This window comes from Homoserinibacter sp. YIM 151385 (genome assembly GCF_027912415.1).
In the GTDB taxonomy this organism is placed as follows: Bacteria; Actinomycetota; Actinomycetes; order Actinomycetales; family Microbacteriaceae; genus Schumannella.
In genome coordinates this window covers 20702-35957 of sequence record NZ_CP115175.1, presented here as the reverse complement: position 1 = coordinate 35957, position 15256 = coordinate 20702, and the positions used below count along the sequence as shown (strand labels likewise).

Here is a 15256-nt window from a genome sequence, read left to right as displayed (position 1 = left end):
CCGGGCCCGAGCCCGGATGCGGGTCCCTCAGGCCAGGCGGTGCCGCCCGATCGGGACGACCATCGGCGTGCGCGAGACCGGGTCCTCGAGGATGCGGGAGTCGAGCCCGAAGACCTCGCGCACGGTGTCGGCGGTGATGATGTCGCCCGGCGCCCCCTGCGCGTGCACGCGGCCCTCGCTGATGACGACGAGCTCGTCGGCGTAGCGCGCCGCGAGGTTGAGGTCGTGGAGGACCATGACGACCGTCGTGCCGCGCTCGTGGTTGAGCTCGGCGAGGAGGTCGAGCACCTCGACCTGGTGCGCGACGTCGAGGAAGGTGGTCGGTTCGTCGAGGAGCAGGATGTCGGTCTGCTGGGCGAGCGCCATCGCGATCCAGACGCGCTGCCGCTGCCCGCCGGAGAGCTCGTCGACGCTGCGGTCGGCGAGCTCGGTCGTGCCGGTCGCCTCGAGCGCGGCGGCGACGGCGTCGTAGTCCTCGGCGCTCCAGCGGGCGAGCAGCTTCTGGTGCGGGGTGCGGCCGCGGCCGACGAGGTCGGCGACGGCGATGCCCTCGGGCGCGACGGGGCTCTGCGGCAGGAGTCCGAGGACCCGCGCGATCTCCTTCGAGTGGCCGCCGTGGATCGCCGCCCCGTCGAGGAGGACCTCGCCCGTCTTCGGCGCGATGAGGCGCGCGAGGGCGCGCAGCAGCGTCGACTTGCCGCAGCCGTTCGGGCCGACGATCGCGGTGACGCGGCCGGGCGCGACCCGCAGGTCGAGCGCGTCGGCGACCGTCCGGTCGCCGTAGGCGAGCGTGACCCGCTGCGCCTCGAGCGTGTGGTGTTCGGTCACAGGGAGCCTCCGGAGCGGTTGGTCCTGATGAGGAGGTAGATGAGGTACGGCGCCCCGAGGATGCCGGTGATGACGCCGACCGGATAGCGCTCGAAGGCGAACTGCCCGATCAGGTCGGAGAGCATGACGAGGGCGGCCCCCACGAGCCCCGCGGGGACGAGCAGCGAGGCGCCGGGGCCGACGAGGCGCGCGGCGATGGGGCCCGCCATGAAGGCGACGAAGGCGACCGGGCCGCTCGCCGCGGTCGCGAAGGCGAGCAGCATGACGGCGGCGAGGATGAGCGTGAAGCGGGTGAGGCGCACGCGCACGCCGAGGGCGGCCGCGGAGTCGTCGCCCAGGCGCAGCGTGTCGAGGTCCTTGGAGCGCAGCACGAGGACCGGGACGAGCACGAGGCTCGCGAGCGCGAGCGGCCACACGCGATCCCAGCTCGCGTTGTTGACGCTGCCGATGAGCCACTGCATGGCCGTCTGCATGTCCCAGGCGGCGGCCCGCGAGAGCACGTAGGAGACGATGCTGTCGAGCACGGCCGCGATCCCGATGCCCATGAGGATGAGGCGGGCGCCCGCGAAGCCGCCCCGGTTCGAGAGCGCGAAGAGCAGGAGGGCCGTGAGCAGGGCCGCCGCGAGCGCCATGAGGGAGACGATCGTCTCGCTCACGCCGAGGATGATGATGCCGACGACGGCGGCGGCGCTCGCCCCCCAGGTGACGCCGATGATGTCGGGCGAGGCGAGCGGGTTGCGGAGCATCGTCTGGAAGGTGACGCCCGCCATCCCGAACGCGAGGCCGGTGAGCAGCGCCTGCGTGACGCGAGGGAGCCGGAGCTCGCCGACCGTGAACGAGGCGCCCGGCACCGTCTCGCCGAGGATGACGCGGATCACCTTGTCGAGCCCGTAGAAGGTGTTGCCGACCATGAGGGTCACGAGGTAGGTCGCGACGACGATCGCCGCGATGACGACCGTGACGACGAGTCGGCGCCGCTGTCGCGCGCGGCGACCGGCCATGATCTCGGCGCCCGTGACGGCGGGGCGGGCGGTGGTCGCGGTCACAGCTCGCGCACCTTCTGCCGGCGGACCACCCAGATGAAGAAGGGCGCCCCGATGACGGCCGTGATGATCCCGACCTCGATCTCCTCGGGGCGCGCGACGACCCGGCCGACGATGTCCGAGAGGAGCAGGAGGCCGGCGCCGACGAGCGCCGAGAAGGGCAGCAGCCAGCGGTGGTCGGTGCCGATGAGGAGGCGGCAGAGGTGCGGGACGACGAGGCCGACGAAGCCGATGGGGCCGGCGATCGCGGTCGCGGCGCCGCAGAGGATGATGGCGCCGACGGAGGCGAGGAGGCGCGTGCGGCCGACGTGCTCGCCGAGTCCGGCGGCGAGGTCGTCGCCGAGGGCGAGGGAGTTCATGCCGCGCGCCGTCGCGAGGCAGATGAGCGCGCCGAGGGCGAGGGCCGGGACGACGGTGCCCATGCGCTCCCACTGGGCGCCGCCGACGCCGCCGATCTGCCAGGCGCGGAAGAGGGTCATGATGTCGACGCGCGGCAGCAGGATCGCGCTGACGAGGGAGCTCAGGGCCGCGGAGGTGGCGGCGCCCGCGAGGGCGAGCTTGAGGGGCGTCGCGCCGCCGCGCCCGAGCGAGCCGACGCCGTAGACGAAGACGGCGGCGGCGGCCGCGCCGACGATGGCGACGACCATGAAGGCGTAGGGGTTCGACATCCCGAAGAAGGCGATGCCGACGATGACCGCGAAGGCGGCGCCGCTCGAGACGCCGAGGATGCCGGGGTCGGCGAGCGGGTTGCGGGTGACGGCCTGCATGGTCGCGCCGGAGAGCGCGAGGGCGGCGCCAACGAGCAGCGCGAGCACGGTGCGCGGGATGCGGCGGGTGACGGCCGCCTCGGAGATGCCGCTCGTGTCGCCGGTGAGCGCGGCGGCGATCTCGGCGAGCGAGACCTCGCGGACCCCGAAGGAGACCGAGAGGACGAAGAGCACGACGATGGCGCCCGCTCCGGCGAGGAGCCAGGCCAGGCGGACCGCCGCCGGACGCCGCAGTGGTGCGGCGTCCGGCGGGGTCAGCGTCGTGACGGTGTCGCTCACCCCGCGTTCGCGGCGTCGGCGAGGATCTTGAAGTAGTCCGTCAGGCCCCACGGGATGGAGAGCGGGCCGGGGTTCGCGGAGGCGGCGAGCGGCGTGGCGTCCGGCAGGATCGCGATGCGGCCCTCGGCGATCGCGGGGATCTTGGAGAGGAGCGGGTCGGCCTGCATCTGCTCGACGAGGTCGCCCTCGGGGTCGCCGTAGGTGACGAACACGTCGACGTCCTCGAACTTCTCCGCCTCCTCCGACGAGATCGAGAGGTAGAACTCGGTCGTGTCGGCGTCGTCCGCGATGAGGGAGGGCTGCGGGAGGCCGGCGGCCGCGAGGAAGCCGGGGCGCGTGTCGGCGAGCGTGTAGTAGCCGATCTGGCTGAAGTCGCTCGGGTCCATGAAGGCGAACAGCGCCTTGGTGTCCTCCAGGCCCGGGTTCGCCTCGAGCGCCTCCGTCGTCTGCGCCTCGAGGTCCTCGATGAGCGCCTGCCCCTCGGCCTCGAGGCCGAGCGCCTTGGAGTTGAGCTCGATCATCTGGTCCACCGTCGTGCCCCAGGCGATCTCGGGGTAGGCGACGGTCGGGGCGATCTTCGAGAGCGTGTCGTACTCCTCCTCGGTGAGGCCGGAGTAGGAGGCGAGGATCACATCGGGCTGGGTGTCGGCGATCGCCTCGAAGTCGATGCCGTCGCCGCCGTCGAAGAGCACGGGCTCCTCGCCGCCGAGCTCCGCGAGCGCGTCCTCGACCCAGGGGAGGATGCCGTTGCCGTCGTCGTCGCCCCAGGTCGCCTTCTCCATGCCCACCGGCACGACGCCGAGGGCGAGCGGGACCTCGTGGTTCGCCCACGCGACGGTGGCGACGCGCTCGGGCTTCGCCTCGATCGTGGTCTCGCCGTAGACGTGCTCGATCGTGACGGGGAAGGCCGCGTCGTCGCCGCCGTCGCCGGCGCCGGTCTCGGCCGGGCCGCTGGAGCAGGCCGCGAGGCCGGTGGCGAGCGTCGCCGCGGCGAGCACGGCGAGGGTTCGGGTGATGCGCAAGGAAGGTCCCTTTCAGACTGTGGGAGGGGAACAAGAGGTAAGCCTACCCTAATCTCGATGCCCCGCACCCTGCGTTCCGCGCCCCGATGTCATCCCCGCATGACACCCTCGATCCATGCCCTCCCCCGAGCATCCCGACGCCGCACCCGCCGCTGACACCGCCCCCGACACCCGCACCGCCGCCCTCGCCGCCCTCCGGGCGCTGACCGGCCGCGATGATGCCGAGTTCCACGACGGCCAGTTCGAGGCGATCGGCGCCCTCGTCGACGAGCACCGCCGAGCCCTCGTCGTGCAGCGCACCGGCTGGGGCAAGTCGGCCGTCTACTTCGTCGCGACCCGCCTCCTCCGCGACCGGGGCGCGGGCCCGACGATCCTCGTGTCGCCGCTGCTCGCGCTCATGCGCGATCAGGTCGCGGCGGCCGCGCGCGTCGGGGTCCGCGCGGTCTCGATCGACTCGACCAACCAGCACGAGTGGTCGAGCATCCTCTCCTCGCTCGCGGCCGACGAGATCGACGTGCTCCTCGTCTCCCCCGAGCGCCTCAACAACCCGGCCTTCCGCGACGAGCAGCTGCCCGAGCTCGTCTCGCGCACGGGGCTCGTCGTGATCGACGAGGCGCACTGCATCTCCGACTGGGGCCATGACTTCCGCCCCGACTACCGCCGCCTCCGCGAGCTCGTCGCGCAGCTGCCCGGGTCCGTGCCCGTGCTCGCGACGACCGCGACGGCGAACGCCCGCGTCGTGGAGGATGTGGCCGAGCAGCTCGGCGGCTCCTCGCGCGTGCTCACGATCCGCGGCCCGCTCGCGCGCGCCTCCCTCCGACTGGGCGTGCTCCGCCTCCCCGATCAGGCGACACGGCTCGGCTGGCTGCTCGCGCATCTCGCAGAGCTCCCCGGCAGCGGCATCATCTACACGCTCACGGTCTCGGCCGCGGAGGACACGGCGAGGATGCTGCGCGAGGCCGGCCACGAGGTCCTCGCCTACACGGGCCAGACCGATCAGGAGGAGCGCCTCCTCGCCGAGCGGGCGTTGAAGGAGAACCGCGTGAAGGCGCTCGTCGCGACGAGCGCGCTCGGCATGGGCTTCGACAAGCCGGACCTCGGCTTCGTCGTGCACCTCGGGGCGCCGTCCTCGCCGGTGGCGTACTACCAGCAGGTCGGGCGCGCGGGCCGCGCGACGGCCTCGGCGGATGTCCTGCTGCTGCCCGGGCAGGAGGACGAGGCGATCTGGGAGTACTTCGCGACGGTCTCGATGCCGACCCGCTCGCGAGCCGACGCCGTGCTCGGTGCGCTCTCGCGCGAGCAGCCGACGTCGACGCCTGCCCTCGAGGCGCTCGTCGACGTGCGCCGCTCGCGCCTCGAGCTCCTGCTCAAGGTGCTGGATGTGGATGGCGCGGTCCAGCGGGTCCGCGGCGGCTGGCTCGCGACGGGCGAGCCCTGGGAGTACGACGAGGAGCGCTACACGCGCATCGCCGCCGCCCGGAAGGCGGAGCAGCAGCACATGCTCGACTACGAGCAGACGAGCGGCTGCCGCATGGAGTTCCTGCAGCGCACCCTCGACGACGAGACCGCCGCGCCCTGCGGTCGCTGCGACCGCTGCGCGGGCGCCTGGTTCTCGTCGGACGTGTCCTCGGCCGCGTCGTCGGGTGCGCGCACCGCGCTCGACCGCGTCGGCGTCGTCATCGAGGCGCGCAAGCAGTGGCCGACCGGCGCCGACTCCCGCGGCCTGCCCGTGCGCGGCCGCATCGCGCCGAGCAAGCAGGCCCACGACGGCCGGGCGGTCGCCCGCCTCACCGATCTCGGCTGGGGCGGCGCCCTCCGCACGCTCTTCGCGCCGGGCACGCCCGACGCGCCGGTCCCCCAGCCGTTGCTGGGCGCCTGTGTCGAGGTGCTCACGCAGTGGGACTGGGCGGAGCGACCCGCCGCGATCGTCGCAATGCCGTCCACCTCGCACCCGCAGCTCGTCTCGTCGCTCGCGACGGGCCTGTCGCAGATCGGCCGGATGCCGTTCCTCGGCGCGCTGGACCTCGTCGCGCCCCCGGCCGGCGGCCCCGGCGGCCCGAGCGTCGCCCGGCTCGCCGCCGTCTGGCCGGCCTTCGCGGTCGGCCCCGCGCTCGCCGCCGACCTCGCCTCCCTCGACGGCCCCGTGCTCCTCGTGGACGACCTCGCCGACTCGCGCTGGACCCTCACGGTCGCGGCGCGACTGCTGCGCGAGGCGGGGGCGGATGCGGTGCTGCCGTTCACGCTGGGGGTGGCGGGGTGACGCAGGCGCGCCGGACGGGCTCGGCGTAGCCTGTCGCCATGTCGTGGGCATCGACGCCCGGCTCCCGGCGCTCGATGCAGGGCAACCGCCGCCGGGACACCAAGCCGGAGCTGGAGGTGCGCCGTCTCCTGCACGCCGCCGGCCTCCGCTACCGAGTCGACTATCGCCTCGCCCCACCCCTGCGCGTCCGCGGCGACATCGTCTTCACCCGCGCGAAGCTCGTCGTCTTCATCGACGGCTGCTTCTGGCACGGCTGCCCCGAGCACCGCACCATCCCGAAGCGCAACGCCGACTACTGGGGGCCGAAGCTCGCCCGCAACATCGAGCGCGACCGCGAGACGGATGCGGCGCTCGAGGCACTGGGGTGGACCGTGCTCCGGTTCTGGGAGCACGAGCGACCGAACGAGGCTTCTAGTCGAGTTCGCGAGACCTTCCGCCAGCGCAGCCGGCCGCCCGAGGCGAATGGTCCGACCGTGACGCGCATCTGACAAGATCGGCAAGGTCTCCGACTCGATCGAGCCCAGGCCGTCGTCGCCGGCGACTCGACCATCTACTCAGGCAGGAGTCGTCGCCTGAAAGGTCTCAGCGAGAAGAGCACGTAGGTCAGCGTCCGACAACGCGCCCAGATCAGTCACCCGGAGCTCGAACTGCAGAGCCTTGAAACCCTCGCGTACGACATCACGTCGATTGGCTCGCCGACCGACAGCGAAGATTTGCTCACTGACGAGGCGCGCGAGCTGATGGTCCGCCGACAGATTCCGATCGATGAGCCCGACGAGGTCGTCTTCGAATATCGGCAGATCGGGCTCGTCGAGGAGCGGTCCGAGCACCCACGAGCGCAGGTAGAGACGGTGGAATACATTCCGCCGCCCCGCCGCGAACCTCGCGCGTGCCAGGAGGCCATCTCGGTCGGGGGGAAACCGTCTGACTGCGACATCAGGGAGGACCATGATCGTCAGGTAGGGCCAGATATCAGGGTGGGCCGCCTGTCCTCGTCCTTCCACCTCGAACCAGCTGTTGAGCGCTCGGCCCGCCGAGGCATCCAGCTCTCGCAACTCATCCGCACGGGTTCCGCTCCGCAGACTCGCGATCGATTCGAGCACGTGGTTGCGCAGCTCACGCAGACGGGCGCCGGAGACAGGGTTCCCCTCCGCTGGAAACTGAGCGTCGGCGTGGATCTCTCCGCTGTCGGCAGGCTCCAGGGGGAGGCCGAGACGCAATCGCTCTTCTAGACCCTCGATACCTCGGACAACCGAGTCGGCGTCGAGCCTGGGATACAGAACGCTCATGCGCCCCTCCTCTCGAACGATCCCAGAACCTCGCGCGATCGGGCGAGAAGGCCAGTCGGATCGTCGCACGCGAGGTTCCTTGCCGTCTCGACCGTGAGGCCCAGGCTGTCCGCGATGCTGAACCCGAGCGCCGCCATCGAATCGACCTTCGACTCGGCAACCCTCTCGAGCTCGCGGAGCGGCGTCGCGACCGAGCCCAGAAAGTGCAGGACCGCGAGGTGGATATCGGCTCCGATCGCCAGATAGGTGTCATCACCTGCGCCGCCGTCCACGATGTCATCGCTGACGCGCAGATCGGTGTTGACGAAGAGCCGTACCGCCGACGTGATGCGCGACTCGACAGCGGCATCGTTCCGGACCTCGACGGCCCACGGCACTCGCCTTCGTCCGGTGGCCTCGAACGACAACGCGGATGTCGGGAAGCCCCCGCCGTCGCGTTCAAGTCGCACGACGGTGGATTCGGGCGCCTGCCAGAGGCGAGCACCTCGATGAATCGACCGCGTCGAGTCGCGGCTCCCTGTCCGCCCGTCGCCGACGACGCTCCAATCGACCACCAGCTCGACGGCGATGTCGTCGCCGTCCAGACCGACGTCGACGGACGCCCGCCAGGCGCCGTCGACCCAGTGGAACTGGGCTTGCTCGCGTCTGCTCACCTTGGCAGCCGCACAGGTCATGGTCCCGACCAGCCAGACTGGCTCCCCCTCCGGCATGAAGGATTCGCTCCAGAACGTCGTGGCGAGAGCAGCTGATGCCCGGACCATCACGCCCTGGCCAGGCGACCAGCTCTCCGCCACCGACTCGAAGTCGACACGAGGCGCAACCATGCTGACGTCGACCTCGACGGCCGTCCTCGATGGCGTCGCGTACGGGCGGGTCTCGACCGCGGTCACGCGATCGCCTCCGCATCGAGCTCGACACGAAGGGCACGACGCGGCACGCCCGTGAACTCGAGCGCGACTGAGACCCCGACGGGTACGGTCGCGCCGCTCTGATCCCAGCTCTCGGCGCCGTGCCAGACCGCGTCGAGCCGACCTGCCGGGACCGGTTCCCTCGCGCCATCATCGCCGATCGCGTGCACATCGACCCGGATCGCGGCTCTGGTTCCCTCTCCACGCACGACGAAATCGAGGATCTGCCGCTGACCGCCGTCGTCGAAGGTGCCGAGGAACCGCGGCGGTTGAGCATCGACGCTCACAAGCGCTCCGCGCCCTGTCGCACGTCGACGCCCGGGTCCGGTCCGCTCCGGGGCCCGTTCGTCGTTCTCCACGCGAGTCGGCATCATCATCCTGAACCGTTTCGACAGCTGCGAGGTCCGCAGCGTGAGGGCCTCGCCCCGTTCGGCGGCTACGACGGGTCGAAGCTCACCCTCGATCGCCGAGATGATGCGCCGCTTGGTGTGCTTGATGATCAGGCCGTCCTCTCCGGCGGCGCTGGGAACCCAGGCATCGTGGGCAGGCGGCTCGGTTCTGGCATATGCGGCGTCGAAGTCATCGGCGGACTTGTACACCGCGAACCAGTCGACGCCCTCGAGTTCCGTCGCCGTCACCCACTCCTCGTTGCTGACGATCAGTTCCGTCTGCCCGCGCATGAGTGCGATTCGACCGGGGCCAGAGCTCGACGCCGGGTCGAGATCATCGTTCGGGATCTGCGAGCCGAGGGCTTGAATGCGCCTGACGATCGCGACGTGTCCGAGCTGGGAGCCATGACGAACGATCGGGATGACATCGATCGGAAGCAGGTCAGGGGTGTGCATCGTGACCTGCGGCTCCTGGCGTGCGCCTCGAATCGCGTTGAGCGCCGCACCCCACATCTGCAGCGCGCCGGGACGCTCATCGATCAGCGGGATATCTCGAGTTGCGACACGGAGCTGGATCTCCATCGGAGAGGAGCCTGCTCCCGGTGCGCCGATGAGCTTCGGCCACAAGTGCCTGCGAATGGCGCTTCGAGCTGAGGTCTCGAACGCCCGCTCCGGGCTCAGGGCTTCAGCTCCCTCATCATCAGCAGGAGCGCCTGCGACGAGAGGAGCGAGGATGAGGATGGAGGTACCGGTCTCCTCTGCGCCGAACCCCCGTTCGAACAAGCGCGCACCGAGGCTCCTTGCGTCTTCGCCGACGAGCGGGAGGATCATCTCTCCCTCCACACGTCCCCACCAATGTCTCCCGGTGTACTGCACACCGTCCTGGGCGTAGGCGTCTCTGAACGCGGATGCGATGAGACGGTCTTCGATCAGACCATCGGCGTTCACACAACGCGTCCAGAACACCAGAGTCCCGATGGCGCTGTAGGCATACGCCGCCGTCTTCCCGAATCCGTACGTGCCTCCGCCCTTGCCATCATCCCGAGGCACTCCGAGCTTCAGGATCAGATCCTGGTAGTTACGGGGAACGTCGTCCGAAGCCCAGTCGAGCGTCACCGGTCCGTCGAGACCGCATGTCCCCCGATCGAAGATCTCGACCGCTCGGTCATACAGGGTGCTGTCGACGTCCGGGCGACCGGGTCCGATCAGCAGATCTCGCAGCGTATCCCGGGTCGTCGAGTCGAGCGAGCGCAGGCTGAGCCCGTACGCAGGCCGGCCGCCCTCGATCGCGGCATCCCAGCTGTTCTGAGCAGTCTCGCGGATCAGGATCTCCAGAGGCGAGAGCTCCGTCCTGCCGAGGAGTCGCTCTCCGCTCGAGGAATCCATGTCCCCCGGTGCGAACCTCTTCGGAAACCACTGCATGAGCGCGGGGCGGGGATCGGTCACAGGTTCTCCAGGAGCGCGGGGAGGTTCTCGATGTCGATCCGGTCCGGGCAGGCATCGAGCAGGAGGGCATAACGGATCCGAGATACAGCATGGAGCGAGTCCGCACCGAGACGGGAAGCCCGGAGGCCAGGGAACCGCTCCGTGACCTCGTAGAGCCGCTCCTCCGCGACCAGAAATCTCAGGTTGTCATCGACCACGATAGGGGCGGCATCAGACGAGCGGGAGAGCATCGCATCGAGGGCGATACCGAGATCCCCGAGGCGGCGCATGATGTCCTTTATCGAGTCCCCGGCCGCATTCTCCTCGAGCCGGAACGCCAAAAGGTGCAGAGATCCGCCCGCCGGCGGATCCAGCTGGTACGCGCCATGCACCTCGGCGACCGGCGAGTCGACTCCCGTGTACGACTTGACCTCGATCGCATTGTCGAGGAAGAAGTCGTGTCGATAGCCGTCCTTGCCGCGCCACGCGCGGAGCGCACGGTCCGGATCCGATGCGGCTAGGCGCTCGAGTACGACGAGCTCCCCGAAGAGCCCGACGAGCTGAGACCGCGAAGTTCCGAGCTGCTCTCGCTCGAGCGCCTCCCGCCACGCGCTGATCACTCGCACGAGCTCGTCGATACAGGCAGCCCCAGACTCCTCGACGCGATTCAGCATCTCGCCGATCAGGGAGAGGAAGGTCGGGTTGAGCGCAGGGTCTACGCTGACAACGCTCAGGTACGTCGCGCCGCCATTCCCGTCGCGAAACCATGTCGCGGGGAGCACGCGCCCGACCGGCGGCGTGAAGCGCTCGCGCCCCTCAGGCAACCGGACCATCAAGTGGATGAGACCGGAGTGGTCTCTGGCGAGGCGGGCCTCGTGCAGATCCCGATCTGGGCCGATCGCGGCGACCGCGGCCTCCCCGATCATCACGTCCCGCTCGTCGATCAGCTCGAACGCGTGCGCGACCCGAGCGTAACCGGCGCCGGCCATCACGCTTCGGTCCGGGTGTAGTCGCCTTCGGTGTCTGCAAAGCCCAGCGACTCCTCGGCCGCGTCGCGCTCCCGGTCTGCATCGCCGTCGAACGCGACGTCGACGGCGACGAACTCGCCATCGTCTTCGCCCTCCGCGTGAGGGAAGACGACTCCGATTCCGATCGGGTGGGCATCCGCGGACATCGTCGTCCTCGTCTTCGAGTTGCTGTCCTCCGGAATGGAGTCCTTGTCGACCACGTAGATCAGGAGGACACCCCGATCCGGAGCGATCATCCGCCGAACCGCGCGCACCGTCTCCATCTTGCGGGTATCGACGTGGTCGAGGAGCCCGTCGGCATCCGCGAGCACCCCGGCTCTACGCCGGATCTTGAGGTCGAGCACGGAGTCTGCCCCCGACATCAGCGCTCTGACGTTCACGATGTCGGAATCCTGGGGCGGCGCCTCGGGAAGACGATCGACACTCCAGTATCGGTTGTCCAGCGGGGCGCGATTGACGACGTTCACGCTGAGGCCCGGCGCGATCTCGGTGCGAGGACGTCGCGATGGACCGGAGACGAGCAGGAGATCCCAACTCGCTTCCTCCCCGTGGCGCGACAGCCAGTCCCTCATGGCCTCCGGCTGGAGCCAGGGGTCGGACGAGGCAACCCAATATCGGCTCAGGAAGTCGATGACGTCACCGCCCGCAAGACCTTGAAACAGCAGGTGGCCCGAGTCGGCGCCGCTTCGAAGCGGATCGCCGATTTGCTGAGCTCGTTCGGCCAGCGCTCGTACCGCGACTCGCGCCCGTTCTGCGCCGATCGCAGACCTGTCGAGGTAGATCGTCTGACGCCGAGTGCCTCCGAGTCCGGCCTGGACGATCGCCGCGTTCGCCATCTTGCCGGGGGCCGTGATCTGCAGGCGCCCCGGGTGGTTGCGGATCCTGATCGCCAGATCGCGAGGAGTCTTGAGCTCCCGTTCGAGTTGCGCCACCTCGCCTCGCAGCTCCGATTCGACTCGAGCGAGGTGCGAGTAGTCCTCGAGGAGTCCCGGACCAACCCAGACGCGGACGAGGTCGCGGTATCGCGGACGGAATCCGAACCACCTCCCCATCTGCAAGAGGGTGTCGTAGGTGCTGGACGTGCGAAGAAAATACGACACGACCAGCCCCTCGAGCGTCAGACCTCGCGAGAGGGTGCCGCCGCCGATCGCGATCACGAACTGCGGGGAGCCGTCTGGATAGGCGAGGCGATCGTCTGACTGCCCGTTGTCGATCTTGATGGTCAACCTGCCGAGCAGCCCCGTTGCCGCCGCCCACACGACTGCCCATTCCGGCGCTTCCTCGCCGCCGTCCAGAGTCGATGCTCGACCGTACTCGCGTTCGAACACTTGCTGGAAGGCAGCCTCCTCCTCGTCTCCGCTGAGGGCAAGCCCCTGGGTGAACTCGAGGACGACGTCCTTCAGCAGCTGGTGTGCGCCGACCCGATGGGAGGTGTGCAGCAGCATCGACGAGTGCGAGGGGGCGCCGACACGCAGCTCTCGAACCGCTGTCGCGAGCACGAACCACCTGATCGCCTCGGCCAGTGACGGCGTGATGATCGGCTCGAACTTCGAGATGTCTCGTCCCGTCGGCGCGAGCACGTCCGCCTCGGCAGCCGGGACATCGCGAGCCAGCGAGTGGATGCCCTCGTCGCCGTCTGCATCCGCGTCCTGCACGACATTGAAGAAGCGGTCGGCCCCCATATACTCGGCTGGCTTCGGAAGCACCATCGCGAAGTCGTCGGGGTAGAGGTCATCCGGGTCCGAAGGGTTGATGAAGATGTTCGCGAACGGCGTGGCCGTGTACGCGACGTACGTGCCGGTGGGAACAGCCTTCCAGATGTCCCGCACCCGCTGATTGATCGTCGACACCAGGTCGCGGCCGCCCTGCGTGTTCGGAGTCGCCTGATCGGACTCGTCATCGACGATGAGCACTCCGCGGTTCCGGAGGGTCTCTTCCGGAATCGACTTGAGAAACGCGGTGACATTCGCGAGTCGCGCCTCATGCTTCTTGACGATCATGACCGCGACCATCGAGTTGTTCGCCATGAACCCGACGCCGTTCGATGCCGAGATATCGCTGTCGCGACCCGTGAGGAGCGACCACGCGACACCGTGCTTGTCGTGTGCGTCATTGAGGTTGAGGTCCGATTCCAGCCGCAGCTGCGTCTGCGCTCGCAGATTGGTGTACATCCCCGCAAGCACGATCACGATCCGGTAGCCGGCGTCGACTGCCTTCGCGATCAACCCCGCGTAGTTCGCAGTCTTCCCCGACTGCACATATCCGATGACGAGGCCCTTCCGGCGCTCGCCCGGCACCAGCGGATTCGCCGCCCTCGACAAGATGCGGGTCGTCGAGAGATCGATGTCTTCGACAGCCTCCGCAGGCAGGCGGGACTCGAGCACCCGCCGATAGGCCGGCCACTCGCCGACCGCGGTGCGTGGACCGCTGTACCAGGTGGCGAAGCCGCCGTCCTTTTTGATCATGTTCCCGAGAGAGATCACGTGGACAAGGTCCCGCTGCTCGATGAGGTACCTGTCCAACGCAGCTCCGAAGCCGTCGAACATGCGCTCGATGAGCTGGCGTGCCTCGATCTCTGCCGACTCAGAGGGGCGGCCGGTCTGCCCCGCGAGTATCCCCTCGTAGGCGCGCAGCCCGATTAGAAACTGTTCAGGCGACAGGCCGGTCTGCGTCACTGAGCTCCCCATTCGACGATGTGTCCGAGGCCGCGACCCCACTCGAAAGCCTCGTCAGATGCCACGGCGACATTGAGAAGACCTTACTGATCGCCTCTGTCATCGCGGCGCGGACGAGCGGCGACGTGCCCCAGACTGGGGGCGACGCTCGGGTACGCCTCCCCCCGGATCGACTTGAAGAGCGCGGTGAACACCGCTTCGGCACCTCTCACCGGGACCGCCATGCCGACCTGCTTCCGCACGCTGTCGCGAGAGCCGATGAACTCGTAGTCATCGGGGAAAGTCTGCAAACGTGCCTTCTCGCGGCTGGTCAGCGCTCGGGACTCGTTCCAGTGGTACATATGGGTGCCGCCGCCACCCGAGCCCGTCACCGTGTAGGCCGGCTGGTCGGGGTGGAGTCGCTTGTAGATCTGGCTGATCGTCGCGCCGCGGACGTTGAGCTTGAGCCGCTCAGGCAGGTCGACTGCGTTGAAGGCGTTCTCGCCGGGGCGGATGTAGTTGAGACGCTCGACGACGCGATCGGATTGGCGCGTGTACTCATGGTTCAGCATCCCGCGATGCATAGGCGGCTCCATCAGAGCGTGCCGCGCGGACACCGGTATCCCCTCATAGATCGAGGGCGCGGGAACGCGGAACTCGTACTGCTGGTCGCCTCGGATTCCCACGATCATGATCCGACGCCGACGTTGCGGAACTCCATATTCATCGAAGCTGTACAGGTGCGGGTATAAGTCGTATCCGTGCTCGCCGGCCGCCGCGAGCTCCCCCAGGATCTGGGTGAACGCTCGCCCCTCGTTCGCACTCTGCAACCCGGAGACGTTCTCTGCGACGAACCATTCGGGCTCGTGGGCCTCAAGCACGCGGACTCCGAAGGAGTAGAGGGGTCCGTACTCCCCATCCAGACCTCGCCACTCGCCGACACTCGAGAAGTCGTTACACGGGAACCCGAATGCGAAGCCGTCGATACCTTCGAGGGCCTCGATCTCGAGCTCTCGCACATTGCCGTGGATCACCGTCTCGGTCGTCGCCCCGTAGCGCTCCATGTTGAGGAGGTAGGTCGCGCAGGTATCGCGGTCGTAGTCGTTCGCCCACTTGTGCACAAGGTCGACGCCCGTGGACGCGGCGGCATCATGGGCCCCCTTCGCCATGCCTCCTGGGCCGCAGAAGAGCTCTCCGAACCGGAAGGTGCGGTCAGTCATTGCGGTTTCCTCCATCGAGCACGGACAGCAGCCTAGCGCCAGTTCTGCTTGCCTTGCTTCGAACGCTAGTTCGAGCATGCGACAACGCCGACCGCACTCGACGACGAGGACGACGGGGTACGCGGGCCCTCTACCTTCACGCAG

12 protein-coding genes are annotated in these 15256 nt (G+C 69.0%); 2 read left to right on the top strand and 10 right to left on the bottom strand.

The genetic code is table 11. The features are described 5' to 3' along the window. Positions 1 to 27: 27 nt before the first annotated feature. Genes OF852_RS00170 through OF852_RS00155 form a run of 4 tightly spaced genes read right to left on the bottom strand, consistent with a single transcriptional unit; the run spans position 28 to position 3939 of the window. Positions 28 to 828, bottom strand: a complete 801-nt coding sequence (locus OF852_RS00170) for an ABC transporter ATP-binding protein (protein WP_271119800.1) — start codon at positions 826 to 828, stop codon at positions 28 to 30. Continuing rightward, on the bottom strand, positions 825 to 1874 hold the full coding sequence (locus tag OF852_RS00165) for a FecCD family ABC transporter permease (protein ID WP_442908634.1): 1050 nt from the start codon (positions 1872 to 1874) through the stop codon (positions 825 to 827). Before OF852_RS00165 ends, OF852_RS00170 begins: the two co-directional genes overlap by 4 nt. After that, entirely contained in the window at positions 1871 to 2917 is a 1047-nt protein-coding gene (locus OF852_RS00160; protein WP_271119799.1) for a FecCD family ABC transporter permease, read from the bottom strand. Before OF852_RS00160 ends, OF852_RS00165 begins: the two co-directional genes overlap by 4 nt. Further along, complete coding sequence (locus tag OF852_RS00155) at positions 2914 to 3939, bottom strand: iron-siderophore ABC transporter substrate-binding protein (RefSeq protein WP_271119798.1); 1026 nt, start codon at positions 3937 to 3939, stop codon at positions 2914 to 2916. Before OF852_RS00155 ends, OF852_RS00160 begins: the two co-directional genes overlap by 4 nt. 115 nt (positions 3940 to 4054) lie before the next feature. Here OF852_RS00155 and OF852_RS00150 point away from each other — a divergent pair, with 115 nt between their 5' ends. Together OF852_RS00150 and OF852_RS00145 are read left to right on the top strand one after the other, a co-directional pair. Continuing rightward, a complete protein-coding gene (locus tag OF852_RS00150; RefSeq protein WP_271119797.1) occupies positions 4055 to 6199 on the top strand; it encodes a DEAD/DEAH box helicase in 2145 nt (714 codons plus the stop codon). A 38-nt stretch (positions 6200 to 6237) separates the two neighbouring features. Next, positions 6238 to 6687, top strand: a complete 450-nt coding sequence (locus OF852_RS00145) for a very short patch repair endonuclease (protein ID WP_271119796.1) — start codon at positions 6238 to 6240, stop codon at positions 6685 to 6687. A 66-nt stretch (positions 6688 to 6753) separates the two neighbouring features. Here the strand turns inward: OF852_RS00145 and OF852_RS00140 are convergent, their stop codons facing one another. The 6 genes from OF852_RS00140 to OF852_RS00115 all read right to left on the bottom strand — a co-directional run bounded on the left by OF852_RS00140 (position 6754) and on the right by OF852_RS00115 (position 15112). Continuing rightward, positions 6754 to 7488 carry a hypothetical protein gene (locus tag OF852_RS00140; RefSeq protein ID WP_271119795.1) on the bottom strand — a complete coding sequence of 245 codons (735 nt, stop codon included), beginning with the start codon at positions 7486 to 7488 and terminating at the stop codon, positions 6754 to 6756. Further along, complete coding sequence (locus OF852_RS00135; protein WP_271119794.1) at positions 7485 to 8378, bottom strand: hypothetical protein; 894 nt, start codon at positions 8376 to 8378, stop codon at positions 7485 to 7487. The genes OF852_RS00140 and OF852_RS00135 overlap by 4 nt, the downstream gene beginning before the upstream one ends. Beyond that, positions 8375 to 10231, bottom strand: a complete 1857-nt coding sequence (locus tag OF852_RS00130) for a hypothetical protein (protein ID WP_271119793.1) — start codon at positions 10229 to 10231, stop codon at positions 8375 to 8377. The genes OF852_RS00135 and OF852_RS00130 overlap by 4 nt, the downstream gene beginning before the upstream one ends. Then, positions 10228 to 11199 (bottom strand): PD-(D/E)XK motif protein, encoded by a 972-nt coding sequence (locus OF852_RS00125; RefSeq protein WP_271121185.1) that lies wholly within the window; start codon positions 11197 to 11199, stop codon positions 10228 to 10230. The genes OF852_RS00130 and OF852_RS00125 overlap by 4 nt, the downstream gene beginning before the upstream one ends. Continuing rightward, positions 11199 to 13913: a Z1 domain-containing protein gene (locus OF852_RS00120; protein ID WP_271119792.1), complete on the bottom strand. Its 2715-nt coding sequence runs from the start codon at positions 13911 to 13913 to the stop codon at positions 11199 to 11201. The genes OF852_RS00125 and OF852_RS00120 overlap by 1 nt, the downstream gene beginning before the upstream one ends. A gap of 83 nt (positions 13914 to 13996) precedes the next feature. Next, the gene (locus tag OF852_RS00115; protein ID WP_271119791.1) at positions 13997 to 15112 is read right to left on the bottom strand and encodes a DNA cytosine methyltransferase; all 1116 of its coding nucleotides are present in this window, start codon (positions 15110 to 15112) and stop codon (positions 13997 to 13999) included. Positions 15113 to 15256 lie beyond the last annotated feature (144 nt).